We start from the raw sequence: 12,067 nt of genomic DNA, 5'->3' as shown, positions 1-12,067 counted from the left end.
GTCGGCGCAGCCGCCCGTTCACGAGGGCAGTTAAAGGGTTGGGTGAGGGTTTAAGTCGTCAGCGTTTTTTACGTAGCGCCGCCCGTTGCCGGCACGCATCGCCAAACGCCTGGAAAATACTTAAATACTGAGGATTCGAGAGCACCTGCCATTCCGGGTGCCATTGCACGCCGACCGCAAAAGTCGGGCTGTGCTCCACCGAGATCGCTTCGATCAAACCGTCCGGCGCCACCGCTTCGCAACGCAGGCCCGGCGCCAGTCGATCAATGCCCTGGCTGTGAATCGAATTGACCATGAACTCGGCCGGCAGCTCCAGCGCTTCGAACACGCCGCCCGGCTGCACAGTCACCGCATGAGCCGGCGCGTATTGCACCGCCAACTCCGGACTGTCCGCTTCACGGTGATCGAGCATCCCGGGCAGTTCATGCACTTTCTGATGCAGGCTGCCACCAAACGCGACGTTCATTTCCTGAAAACCGCGGCAGATGCCCAACACCGGTACACCGGCGGCAATGGCTGCACGCAATAAAGGAAGGGTCGTGGCGTCCCGCGCCGGATCGTGATCCGTGCCGGGAGCGCTGGCGGGGCCTTGATAGTGGAAGGGTTCCACGTTTGAGGGCGAGCCGGTCAGCAACAAACCGTCGAGCTGCGCGAGCAAGTCCTCGATGTCGGTCAGTTCGCCCAGGGAAGGAATGACCACGGGCAGCCCCAGAGCCGCGACGCTGACAGCACGCAAGTACTTGTCGCCGCTGACGTGGTAGGGGTGCAGGCCAATCTGTTTGACGCACGCTGTAACGCCGATCAATGGCTTGAATGCCATTTTTATCACCTCGAAGTTTCACACTTGAACGAGCTTTTCCGGAGCTTAGCCTTGTTGATTTTAATTAACAACTCTCATGTAAAAAATTCTAAACGCCGGTCGTCCGATGCTGAGGGTTTACGCGGCTCAGGCGACCTATCTGGCACTCTCGTCCCCATAAAAGGCCCGAAAATAAAGGTTGAAAGGCCAAGTGTTCGCTATTGACTTCACTTTGCCGTTCGGGTTGACTGGGCTCGCAACACCGTAGTGAACATAATAATTAACAGCTAATAGGTGCATCATGTCGGTCCCTCTGCGTACCGTTCAACTCAACGAAGCAAACGCATTCCTTAAGAAATATCCTGAGGTTTTGTACGTCGACCTTCTGATTGCGGATATGAACGGTGTGGTGCGCGGCAAGCGCATCGAACGCACCAGTCTTCATAAGGTTTACGAAAAAGGCATCAACCTCCCGGCGTCGCTGTTTGCCCTGGACATCAACGGTTCTACGGTGGAAAGCACCGGCCTGGGTCTGGACATCGGCGACTCCGATCGAATCTGCTACCCCATCCCGGACACCCTGAGCATTGAGCCGTGGCAGAAGCGCCCAACCGCGCAACTGTTGATGACCATGCACGAACTCGAAGGCCAACCGTTCTTCGCCGATCCGCGTGAAGTACTGGCTAATGTCGTGCGCAAATTCGACGACATGGGCCTGACCATCTGCGCGGCATTTGAACTCGAGTTCTACCTGATCGATCAGGACAACGTGAATGGCCGTCCGCAGTCACCGCGTTCGCCGGTATCGGGCAAGCGTCCGGTGTCGACCCAGGTGTACTTGATCGACGACCTCGACGAATACGTCGATTGCCTGCAAGACATCCTCGAAGGTGCGAAAGAGCAGGGCATCCCTGCTGATGCGATCGTCAAGGAAAGCGCCCCGGCGCAGTTCGAAGTCAACCTGCATCACGTCAACGACCCGATCAAGGCCTGCGACTACGCGGTGTTGCTCAAGCGTCTGGTGAAGAACATCGCCTACGACCACGAGATGGACACCACCTTCATGGCCAAGCCGTATCCGGGCCAGGCGGGCAACGGTTTGCACGTGCACATTTCGATTCTCGACAAAGAAGGCAACAACATCTTTGCCAGCGAGGATCCCGAGCAGAACGCCGCACTGCGTCACGCGATCGGCGGTGTGCTCGAGACCCTGCCGGCGCAGATGGCCTTCCTGTGCCCGAACGTCAACTCGTACCGCCGCTTCGGCGCGCAGTTCTATGTACCGAACTCGCCGAGCTGGGGCATCGACAACCGTACCGTTGCGGTGCGAGTGCCGACCGGTTCGGCGGACTCGGTGCGCATCGAGCACCGGGTTGCCGGTGCGGATGCCAACCCGTACCTGTTGATGGCCTCGGTCCTGGCCGGTATTCACCACGGCCTGACCAACAAAATCGAGCCAGGCCCACCGGTCGAAGGCAACAGCTACGAGCAGAATGAACAGAGCCTGCCGAACAACCTGCGCGACGCATTGCGCGAGCTGGACGACAGCGAAGTCATGGCCAAATACATCGACCCGCTCTACATCGACGTGTTCGTGGCGTGCAAGGAAAGCGAGCTGGCCGAGTTCGAGAACTCCATCTCGGACCTTGAGTACAACTGGTATTTGCACACCGTTTGATGGGCTGACACCAGTCAGTTAGGCGGCAACGAAACCTGTAGCAGCTGGCGTAGCCTGCGTTCGGCTGCGAAGCAGTCGTAAAACCTGAGCGCTGGGCTTTCCTGAAGCACCGCATCGCCTGATTTCACGACTGCTTCGCAGCCGAACGCAGGCTTCGCCAGCTGCTACAAAAGAACGCGCTACGGCTGAGACTTCTTCACTGGCTGGCTTCAATCCAATAACTACTTATTCCTCTGCGTCGAGTCACAACAATGACAAACACTCGCAGCGACTGGGAACAACGCTTCCAGTCCTTATCCATCGAAGGCCGGGCCTTTATCGACGGGCAATACCGCGCAGCACTTAGCGGTGACACCTTCGAATGCATCAGCCCGGTCGACGGCCGCTTCCTGGCCAACGTCGCCAGCACCGACGAAGCCGACGCCAACGCGGCCGTCGCCGTCGCACGGCAGACGTTCGAGTCCGGCATCTGGGCGCGTCTTGCACCTGCCGAACGTAAAAAAATTCTGATCCGCTTCGCCGATCTCATCCTGGCGAACCAGGAAGAACTGGCCCTGCTCGAAACCCTCGACATGGGCAAACCGATCAGCGACTCGATGAACATCGACATTCCGGCGACCGCCAACGCGATCCGCTGGAGCGCCGAGGCCATCGACAAGATCTACGACGAAGTCGCCGCCACGCCCCACGATCAACTCGGCCTCATCACCCGTGAACCCACCGGTGTGGTCGCCGCCATCGTGCCGTGGAACTTCCCGCTGATCATGGCCAGCTGGAAGTTCGCCCCGGCCCTGGCCGCCGGCAACTCGTTCATCCTCAAGCCTTCGGAAAAGTCGCCACTGACCGCGATCCGCATCGCGCAATTAGCGTTGGACGCGGGCATTCCGAAAGGCGTGTTCAACGTCCTGCCAGGCTACGGTCACACCGTCGGCAAGGCGCTGGCGTTGCACATGGACGTCGACGTGTTGGCCTTCACCGGCTCCACCGCGATTGCCAAGCAACTGCTGATCTACGCCGGGCAAAGCAACATGAAACGCGTTTGGCTCGAGGCAGGGGGGAAGAGTCCAAACGTGGTGTTCGCCGACGCGCCGGATTTGCGCGCGGCAGCACAAGCAGCGGCGGGGGCGATTGCCTTCAACCAGGGCGAAGTCTGCACCGCCGGTTCGCGGTTGCTGGTGGAGCGCTCGATTCGCGAGCAGTTCATTCCGCTGCTGGTGGAAGCGCTGCAAGCCTGGAAACCGGGGCACGCCCTGGATCCTGAAACCACCGTCGGCGCCGTGGTTGATCAGCGTCAACTGGACAACGTGCTGCGCTACATCCAGGTCGGCAAAGACCAGGGCGCGCAGTTGATCGCGGGCGGCAGCCGCACCCTCGAAAGCACCGGTGGCCTGTACGTGGACCCGGCGATTTTCGACGGCGTGACCAACGCCATGACCATCGCCCAGGAAGAAATCTTCGGCCCGGTGCTGTCGCTGATCACCTTCGACACCTTCGATGAAGCGCTGGCCATCGCCAACGACAGCATCTTCGGCCTGGCCGCCGGCGTCTGGACCAGCAACCTGAGCAAGGCCCACACCTTCGCTCGCGGATTGCGCGCCGGTAGCGTCTGGGTCAACCAGTACGACGGCGGCGACATGACCGCGCCGTTCGGCGGGTTCAAGCAGTCGGGTAACGGTCGGGACAAATCGCTGCATGCGTTCGACAAATACACCGAACTCAAAGCGACCTGGATCAAGCTCTAACACCTTTACAGCGGCGGTCGCAGGCCAGCCTGCGACCATCGGAGAAACGTATGAAACCAACAACACATGTCAACAGCTACTACGCCGCCACCCGCAACTTCACCGGCGAATTCCCGGTGCTTGAAGAACTTGTGGAATGCGACGTCTGCGTGATCGGCGCCGGCTACACCGGTCTGTCCTCGGCGCTGTTCCTCGCCGAAGCGGGCTACAGCGTCACCGTGCTCGAAGCCGCCAGAGTCGGCTTCGGCGCCAGCGGTCGCAACGGCGGCCAACTGGTCAACTCCTACAGCCGCGACGTCGATGTCATCGAAGAACGCTACGGCGACAAAACCGCTGAAATCCTCGGCAGCATGATCTTCGAAGGCGCCGACATCATCCGTCAGCGCATCCAGCACTACGACATCCAATGCGACTACAAGCCCGGCGGTATCTTCGCTGCGCTGAACAAAAAGCAACTCAAAGGCCTGGCCGAGCAGAAAAGCAGCTGGGAACGCTACGGCAACAAAAACCTGAAAATGCTCGACGCCGCCGACATCAAACGTGAAGTCGGCAGCGACAACTACGTCGGCGGCCTGCTGGACATGCAGGGCGGCCACATCCACCCGCTGAACCTGGCCCTCGGCGAAGCCTCGGCCATCATCGGTTTGGGCGGTAAGATCTACGAGCAATCGGCGGCGGTGGAAATCACCTACGGCGAGCCGATTACCGTGCGCACCGCCAAAGGCGTGGTCCGCGCCAAGTACCTGCTGATCGCCGGCAATGCCTATCTGCCACAAGGCCTCGACAATCGCGTGACCAGCAAAAGCATGCCCTGCGGCTCGCAAATCGTCGTCACCGAACCGTTGTCCGAGCAAGTTGCGCGCAGCCTGATCAAAAACAACTACTGCGTCGAAGACTGCAACTACCTGCTCGACTACTACCGCCTCACCGCCGACAACCGTCTGCTGTATGGCGGCGGCGTGGTCTACGGCGCGCGTGAGCCGGACGACATCGAGCAACTGATCAAACCGAAAATCCTCAAGACCTTCCCGCAACTGAAGGACGTGAAAATCGACTACCGCTGGACCGGCAACTTCCTGCTGACCATGTCGCGCATGCCGCAGTTCGGCCGCATCGAGAAAAACGCCTACTACATGCAAGGCTACAGCGGCCACGGCGTCACCTGCTCACACCTGGCCGGCAAACTCATCAGCGAAATGATCCGCGGCGACGCCGAACGCTTCGATGCGTTCGCCTCCCTGCCGCACATGCCGATGCTCGGCGGCCGCACCTTCCAGGCGCCGCTGACCGCAATGGGCGCTGCGTACTACGCACTGCGCGACCGTTTCGGTATCTAAAGTCCCTGTGTGAACGGGCCCCCTCGCCACAACGTCCAAACCAACACCATCTTTGTGGCGAGGGAGCTTGCTCCCGCTGGGTCGCGAAGCGTCCCCGTTTTGGGCTTTTTACCCACCACCCATCGAACCTGCTGAGCAACACGAACAAACGTGATTTAATACCCGCCTTTCACGTTTCTGGGACAGGGAAGCGGTGCTCCTCGCGGCCAAAAGTCGCCCGCCATCCACCCCCATAACCCCTTAAGTAGTGCACACACATAAGGCTGTCATGGACACGGGCTCACGACTCAAATTAGTACGCGAAAGCTACAAACTGTCCCAGCGCGAGCTGGCCCGCCGTAGCGGCGTCACCAATGCCACCATCTCCCTGATCGAACAAAATCGCGTCAGCCCCTCCGTCAGCTCCCTCAAGAAACTGCTCGAAGGCATCCCCATGTCCCTGGCGGACTTCTTCACCTTCGACCAGCCACCGCGTGAGCATCAATACGTGTTTCGGGCGAATGAACAGCCGGATCTTGGGCGGCATGGGTTGAGGTTGTTGCTGATTGGGGCTTCGGTGCCGAGTCGGCAGATGCGCTTGTTGCGCGAGCAGTACGCGCCTGGGGCTAGTTCTGGTGAGGAGCCGATCGTGCACTCGGAAGGCGAGGAGTGTGGGTTGGTGACTCGGGGCACGGTTGAGTTGACGGTGGATGGGCAGATCAGTGTGCTGAATGCCGGGGATGGGTATTACTTTCCGACAACGTTGCCGCATCGATTTAGGAATATTGGGGCGGATGAGGCGGAGATTATTAGTGCCAACACGCCGGCTAACTTCTGATATCGCAAATGGACACCGACCTGTAGCAACCTTCGTCCGTTGCTACAGGCATTCTTCAAAGTAAATGGACTTACCTGCATGACTACCCAACGCATCCGTGCACTTGCACTGTGTGTCTTCCATCACGATGGAAAGATACTGGTCAACGAATTCTGCGACCCCACCACAAAACAAACCTTCTTCCGGCCGCTAGGCGGAGGCATCGACTTTGGCGAAACCAGCGCCGAAGCCGTTGTGCGAGAGATCCAGGAAGAACTCGGTTTGCCGATCACCGATGTCCGGTTGATCGGTACGCTTGAAAGCCTCTTTACGTATGCCGGTAAGCCAGGGCACGAAATCGTGCAGGTTTACGATGCGAAGTTTTTGGATAGCACCGTTTACGAATTACCGTACTTGAATGCTCAAGAGAGCGATGGGGCTGCGTTCACAGCGAAGTGGCATTCATGCGCAAGCTTTACTGACGAATCACCGTTGGTACCTGATGGGCTTTCCGATTTACTCAAAAAAGTCGCATTGCTGGACTGAAGCCCATGACAAAAGAAGGTGACAGATCTATCTAAATAAAGATCTGCCATCTTATTTCCAGCGTCATTTAACAACGATTACAAACTTTACGACCGCGTACTCAACCAGCGCGCGTGATCAACGCATCGGCGGTAACAGCCGATCCAGAGCACAGCCGTTGGCCGGTGACTGCTCGGCCTGAAACAGTCGAACCCCGGAATCCAGATCGACGATGTTGATCTGGCAGCCGCTCATGACATGAGGGCCGTCGGTGATGCCGCCCTTGATCACATAGCGAGCGCCCGGCATGAACTCGGTAACAAAATCGACCGTGCATCTGCGGTTGCCGCTGGCCCCGCCCTCCAGCAACAGATGGATCGGCTTGCCCGCTTCAATGGCTCGAAAACCTTCGGGTTTCGAGGGGGTCGATGGGTAGCCACCCCAGACCGAGAACAGTTGCCGAGCGGGTGTCACGGGCACCGACCGGCCGTACTTGCAGGCCATAGTCGGCGCTGCACTAAGGGTCAGGTAGTTGTGACGATTGATCATTGCGTCCATTTCGCTGCGGATCTGCGCTTGGGGGGCGTCGGCGGGGGCTTCGTATTGTGGGATCGGTGAGCAGCCTACGAGTAGCAGCAGGAGCGAGCCTAAGTACAGCGGTTTCATGGGCGTTTCTGTCCGTAGCGGTTTGAGAAATAGGCAGGATTAATGGTTCGAGCAAAACGAATCCCGCAGAGATATGCCAAGTAGGCGGCAGAGTGCCATTAAGTTGATATTGGTGGAAGGGGCGCGGGTTGCATGGCTGGATTGGCAGGGTGGGTTGTTGGCCCAGCTTCAGGACGACGTAAAAAAACCGCAGAAATGCGGTTTTTTCTGCGACTCGGTTCGGGTTACTGATTCGGTGGCGTATCAAACCCACGCTGCTCAATCACCCGAAACACATCATGCACATCCCGGATCAGGATCCAGGCGATGTTGGTGACGGTGTTGATGTCGTTTTCGGCGTAGTCGGGGAGGGTGGTGCAGCCCATGAGGTTGAGGTATTTGAGGACGGCGTTGAGGCGTTCGCTGACGCAGTTGTGGAGTTCGCGGATTGGGGCGTCGTTGTCGATTAGGAGGACGGGGTAGTCGGTTGCGAATTGGGACATTGGGGTGAAGCGGCGTGGCGGGTTGTTCGTAGTCATAAGTTTCGATTCTTTATTGAGTGTATGAACTGCCACCCTTTTGCTGCGAAACAAAATGGGTGGCAACTGTGCGTGGGTTCGCAGACCAAGGCAGAATCAAACCCGGCAGACCCGTAGGTCTCCCACGCACAGTCGCCATAAAGTGAGACTCAGGCGTAGCACGCCTGGGTTTCTCATGACTGAGCAGGATTGATTCTATTCGGTAGGGCTGCGAAACCCTATCGCCAATTTTTTGTTGGTGACGGGTCGAATATAGGTGCGCACTTTGGTGCTCGCAACCGGGGTGTAGGACGCCATTACGGCCATCGTGGTGAAGGGGATTTGCTGCGTTTGGTGATGAAACCCTTGTGAACCGGGCATTCGGAAATGTCTGAGGAAATTGGAGGCAGGGGGGTGCGGTTGCTTCGCTGCTCGGCGGGGGTAAGGTCCCTCACCACAAAGGGTGTTTTCCTACGTGGTTTTCGGACGTGAAGATCAAAAGATCGCAGCCTTCGGCAGCACCTACGTGGGTTGCGGCATACAGAAATAATAAAGCCCCGAATCTTCGGGGCTTTTTTGGAGGGCGGCGGTTATTGCGCGCTATGGGTGCTGTGTTTCGGCCCGGCGAGTGCCCAGGCGATGAGGCCGATCAATGGGACAAAGACGATGACGACGATCCACACGCCTTTGTTGTCGACCTTGCTGCCGCTTTTGATCACTTTGTTGATTGCCCACAATTCAATCACCACCAGTACTGCCGCGAGTGCGATCCAGACGTATTCGATTTGCATTAGCCACCTCCTGAAAGTCATTTCTTTAGGCGGGTGGTGGCGGGCAGGGTTCATTAAATTTGTGGCGAGGGGTATTTCCAAAGAGAACGAGGGCCGCTTCGCAGCCCTTCGGAAGCAAGCTCCCTCGCCACAGGTTATTTGTCTATTGCTTGGCAGTCAGCGCCGGGGTGCGCGGCGGAATCATCCGCTTGCTGCCCGTTGCTTCAAACGCCGCAGCCAACCGCAGCAACGTCGAATCATCATAAGCACGCCCGGCAAACGTCAGCCCAACCGGCATGCCAATGTCCGCCATCACCCCCATCGGCACAGTCACCGTCGGCACACCCAAATGCCGAATCGCCAGGTTGCCGTTAGCCACCCAAACCCCATTGCTCCACGCGATATCCGCCGACGCAGGATTCACATCCGCATCCGCCGGCCCGACATCAGCAACGGTCGGGAACAGCACCGCATCCAGCCCAAGCCGATCCATCCAGTGTTCAAGGTCGAGTCGGCGAGTCTGCTCAAGCCCCCGCAGGCCATCAGGCACGGTGCTGATCTGGTCCCACGGTGTAATCCCGCGCTCAGCCATCCGCACATATTCATCCATGCCCGCCGCAAGGTCGCCCTCGCGATTGGGCAACGTCCCCGGGTCATGCGGGAAGATCAGCGGCCCATCCACATCGGCCAGGCGATTCAATTTCGGATCGCCATTGGCCCGCAGGAAATCATCAAATGCCCACGCCGTCAGGTCCCACAATTCATGGTGCAGAAACTCTTTGGACACGATGCCGCGATTGAACACCGTCGGCGCGCCGGGGCGATCGCCTTCGCAGTTGGACACCAACGGAAAATCAACTTCGATCACTTCAGCGCCCGCTGCTTCGAGTGACTGGCGCGCCTGTTTCCAAAGCTCGATCACCGAATCTCGAGTGTTGATTCGCTGCCCGGTCGGGCCACCAATCCCCGGCGCTTGCGACGTGCCGGCTTCGGGATCAGCGTTGATGTACATCCGGGGAATGCCAAGACGTTTGCCGGTAAGTGCCTCGGGATTGGCAGCCAGCTCGGCATAGGACGCAGGACGCACCGAAGCAACGCTCGGAATCGGCACCCACGGTTGCATCCGCCACAGGTCGCCGCGAGTGTCGGGGTCTTCCGCGACCACCACATCCAGCACTTCAAGCAAGTCAGCCATGGTCCGGGCGAACGGCACGACCACGTCCATCGTTGGGGTCAACGGCCAGTTGCCGCGCACCGAGATGATCCCGCGCGACGGCGTGTAGGCGCACAGGCCATTGTTCGACGCTGGGCCGCGACCGCTCGACCAGGTTTCTTCCGCCAAACCGAACGCCGCGAAACTGGCAGCGGTGGCCGTACCGGCGCCGTTCGAAGAGCCCGAGGCGAAAGGTGCGGTGAGGTAATCAGCGTTGTACGGACTCTCAGCCCGACCATAAACCCCGCGCTGCATGCCGCCATTGGCCATCGGCGGCATGTTGGTCTTGCCCAGGCAAATCGCCCCGGCGCCGCGCAGGCGTTCGATGGTGAACGCATCGCGATGGGCAACCAGATTGGCGAAGGCCGGACTGCCAGACGCGGCGGTCAGGCCCTTCACCAAATAACTGTCCTTGGCCGTGTAGGGAATGCCATCGAGCGGGCCCAGCGTCTGGCCTTTGGCGCGGCGGGCATCGGACGCCTGCGCTTCGTTCAACGCTTCGGGGTTGCGTACGACTACGGCGTTGAGGTCGCCGTCATAGGCCTCGATACGGGCGAGATAGGCCTGGACCAACTCAACCGCCGTGGTCTGGCCCGATTCGAGCGCCGCACGCAGCTCGGCAATGGAAACCTCGGTGACCTCGATCATGCTGTTCTCTCAAAATGGGTGTTCATAGGGGGCTCGTTGCGCTGTATGACGTGACAGCGTCTGGACTTGCAAAGCTGCGCTATTTAACACCATGTAGCACCAGGCCGGGAGGGGATGCAGCGGATCGCGGTGCCGTACGAGCGATTATTCGGCAGCGTTCCGGGCGAGGTCATCGAGTTCAGGGGAGGCGGAGGCCGGGACGCGCCGCGTGCTCATTTGCAACCAGAGTGCGCCCATGGCGGTGAAGGCCGCCAGGGCACCGGCAATCGGTATGTAGGCTAGCCCGGCGTAGGTGATCACCAGCCCTCCGCTGACCCCACCCAGGGCGGTGCCGAGGTTGAAGGAGGCGATGTTGAGGCCGGCGGCAACGGCGCTGGATTGCGGAATATATTGGTTGGCCAGGCGTAGCAGGCGCAGGGTCGACATGGTCACGATGGCAAAGAAAATCACCCCCAGAAGGCCGATCAGCGTCAGTGTCACCAATGGCGAAGTGCCCCACAGATACAACCCGAGCAAATTCACCACCAGGGCGATCAACGCGCCAAGCAGGCATCGGTCGGTGTCGAAGGTGTCCACCAGGTGACCGCCCAGCAAATTACCCAGAATGGAGCAGCCGCCAAACAGCAGCATGGCCAGGCTTAAGGTCTGCACGCTGAGCTGTGTGATGTCGAGCAAGAACGGTGAGATAAACGTGAAGAACGAAAATGTCGCCACGCTCACCAGCATCGCAATCGTCGCGGCCATGAGCAGTTGGCGGTGCATGATCGCTTTGAGGCCTTGCATGGCCTTTGGGGTTTCAAGCGGAGGCGGCGGCGGTTGCTTTGGCATCAGCAGTACCAGGCCCGCTGTGCTGATGAGGCCCAATACGCCGATGGCCAGGAATACCACTCGCCACGACCAGAAGCTGCCGAAGAACGTCCCCATCGGCACGCCGAGGGCGATGGACAGCGTCAGCCCGGTCCACACCAGCGACAACGCACGTCCGGCGCGCATCGGGTCCACCAGTTTGACGGCGGCATTGGAGGCCACGGCCATGAACACGCCATGGGCCAGGCCGACCAGAAAGCGCACGACGTGCAGTGTCAGAATATTCGGTGCAAGGCTGATAACCACGCTACCTGCCGCCAGTACACCCAGTGTCAGCAGTAACAGGGTTTTGTCCCGCCAGCGAGCCAGCAACGCGGTAATGACCGGTGCACCGATCGCAGCGCCCAGGGCATAGGCGGCAATGGCCGAGCCGACGTCGGAGATCGACTGGTGCAGGTCCATTGAAATGGCTGAAACGAGGCCGGCGACCACGAATTCGGACAAGCCGAATGTAAAGGTGCAGAGCGCAAAAATATAAATGACCGCAGGCATAGGGACTCGGCTGTGTGGGGGATCAGGGGCGGGTTGG

11 protein-coding genes are annotated in these 12,067 nt (G+C 59.3%); 5 read left to right on the top strand and 6 right to left on the bottom strand.

What is annotated here, in order from left to right:
* Window positions 1-58: 58 nt before the first annotated feature.
* Window positions 59-820, bottom strand: coding sequence for a gamma-glutamyl-gamma-aminobutyrate hydrolase family protein (locus HKK53_RS07605; RefSeq protein WP_169370283.1), 762 nt, complete (start codon window positions 818-820; stop codon window positions 59-61).
* A 280-nt stretch (window positions 821-1,100) separates the two neighbouring features.
* Here HKK53_RS07605 and HKK53_RS07600 point away from each other — a divergent pair, with 280 nt between their 5' ends.
* The 5 genes from HKK53_RS07600 to HKK53_RS07580 all read left to right on the top strand — a co-directional run bounded on the left by HKK53_RS07600 (window position 1,101) and on the right by HKK53_RS07580 (window position 6,898).
* On the top strand, window positions 1,101-2,477 hold the full coding sequence (locus HKK53_RS07600) for a glutamine synthetase family protein (protein WP_123409720.1): 1,377 nt from the start codon (window positions 1,101-1,103) through the stop codon (window positions 2,475-2,477).
* Between the two features lie 251 nt (window positions 2,478-2,728).
* Entirely contained in the window at window positions 2,729-4,219 is a 1,491-nt protein-coding gene (locus HKK53_RS07595) for an aldehyde dehydrogenase (protein WP_169370282.1), read from the top strand.
* 50 nt (window positions 4,220-4,269) lie between these two features.
* Entirely contained in the window at window positions 4,270-5,556 is a 1,287-nt protein-coding gene (locus HKK53_RS07590; protein WP_169370281.1) for an NAD(P)/FAD-dependent oxidoreductase, read from the top strand.
* Window positions 5,557-5,824: 268 nt separating this feature from the next.
* Window positions 5,825-6,373, top strand: coding sequence for a cupin domain-containing protein (locus HKK53_RS07585; protein ID WP_007895886.1), 549 nt, complete (start codon window positions 5,825-5,827; stop codon window positions 6,371-6,373).
* 78 nt (window positions 6,374-6,451) lie between these two features.
* Entirely contained in the window at window positions 6,452-6,898 is a 447-nt protein-coding gene (locus tag HKK53_RS07580; RefSeq protein ID WP_169370280.1) for an NUDIX hydrolase, read from the top strand.
* Between the two features lie 117 nt (window positions 6,899-7,015).
* On the opposite strand, the gene HKK53_RS07575 is transcribed toward HKK53_RS07580, so the two are convergent.
* The 5 genes from HKK53_RS07575 to HKK53_RS07555 form a co-directional block, all read right to left on the bottom strand.
* Window positions 7,016-7,543, bottom strand: a complete 528-nt coding sequence (locus tag HKK53_RS07575; protein WP_169370279.1) for a hypothetical protein — start codon at window positions 7,541-7,543, stop codon at window positions 7,016-7,018.
* A gap of 224 nt (window positions 7,544-7,767) precedes the next feature.
* Entirely contained in the window at window positions 7,768-8,061 is a 294-nt protein-coding gene (locus HKK53_RS07570) for a fructose-bisphosphate aldolase (protein ID WP_169370278.1), read from the bottom strand.
* Window positions 8,062-8,630: 569 nt separating this feature from the next.
* Window positions 8,631-8,831 carry a PLD nuclease N-terminal domain-containing protein gene (locus HKK53_RS07565; RefSeq protein ID WP_123514905.1) on the bottom strand — a complete coding sequence of 67 codons (201 nt, stop codon included), beginning with the start codon at window positions 8,829-8,831 and terminating at the stop codon, window positions 8,631-8,633.
* Between the two features lie 142 nt (window positions 8,832-8,973).
* Complete coding sequence (locus HKK53_RS07560) at window positions 8,974-10,671, bottom strand: amidase (RefSeq protein ID WP_169370277.1); 1,698 nt, start codon at window positions 10,669-10,671, stop codon at window positions 8,974-8,976.
* 144 nt (window positions 10,672-10,815) lie between these two features.
* Window positions 10,816-12,030 carry an MFS transporter gene (locus tag HKK53_RS07555; RefSeq protein ID WP_169370276.1) on the bottom strand — a complete coding sequence of 405 codons (1,215 nt, stop codon included), beginning with the start codon at window positions 12,028-12,030 and terminating at the stop codon, window positions 10,816-10,818.
* Window positions 12,031-12,067: the final 37 nt, after the last annotated feature.

It is taken from the genome of Pseudomonas sp. ADAK7 (genome assembly GCF_012935675.1).
In the GTDB taxonomy this organism is placed as follows: Bacteria; Pseudomonadota; Gammaproteobacteria; order Pseudomonadales; family Pseudomonadaceae; genus Aquipseudomonas.
This window is presented reverse-complemented; position numbering and strand designations above follow the sequence as displayed.

What these genes read in the sequence shown, in the direction of transcription:
- HKK53_RS07605 (WP_169370283.1), bottom strand. Translation starts at nt 820, where the DNA reads ATGGCATTCAAGCCATTGATCGGCGTTACAGCGTGCGTCAAACAGATT.
- HKK53_RS07600 (WP_123409720.1), top strand. Translation starts at nt 1,101, where the DNA reads ATGTCGGTCCCTCTGCGTACCGTTCAACTCAACGAAGCAAACGCATTC.
- HKK53_RS07595 (WP_169370282.1), top strand. Translation starts at nt 2,729, where the DNA reads ATGACAAACACTCGCAGCGACTGGGAACAACGCTTCCAGTCCTTATCC.
- HKK53_RS07590 (WP_169370281.1), top strand. Translation starts at nt 4,270, where the DNA reads ATGAAACCAACAACACATGTCAACAGCTACTACGCCGCCACCCGCAAC.
- HKK53_RS07585 (WP_007895886.1), top strand. Translation starts at nt 5,825, where the DNA reads ATGGACACGGGCTCACGACTCAAATTAGTACGCGAAAGCTACAAACTG.
- HKK53_RS07580 (WP_169370280.1), top strand. Translation starts at nt 6,452, where the DNA reads ATGACTACCCAACGCATCCGTGCACTTGCACTGTGTGTCTTCCATCAC.
- HKK53_RS07575 (WP_169370279.1), bottom strand. Translation starts at nt 7,543, where the DNA reads ATGAAACCGCTGTACTTAGGCTCGCTCCTGCTGCTACTCGTAGGCTGC.
- HKK53_RS07570 (WP_169370278.1), bottom strand. Translation starts at nt 8,061, where the DNA reads ATGACTACGAACAACCCGCCACGCCGCTTCACCCCAATGTCCCAATTC.
- HKK53_RS07565 (WP_123514905.1), bottom strand. Translation starts at nt 8,831, where the DNA reads ATGCAAATCGAATACGTCTGGATCGCACTCGCGGCAGTACTGGTGGTG.
- HKK53_RS07560 (WP_169370277.1), bottom strand. Translation starts at nt 10,671, where the DNA reads ATGATCGAGGTCACCGAGGTTTCCATTGCCGAGCTGCGTGCGGCGCTC.
- HKK53_RS07555 (WP_169370276.1), bottom strand. Translation starts at nt 12,030, where the DNA reads ATGCCTGCGGTCATTTATATTTTTGCGCTCTGCACCTTTACATTCGGC.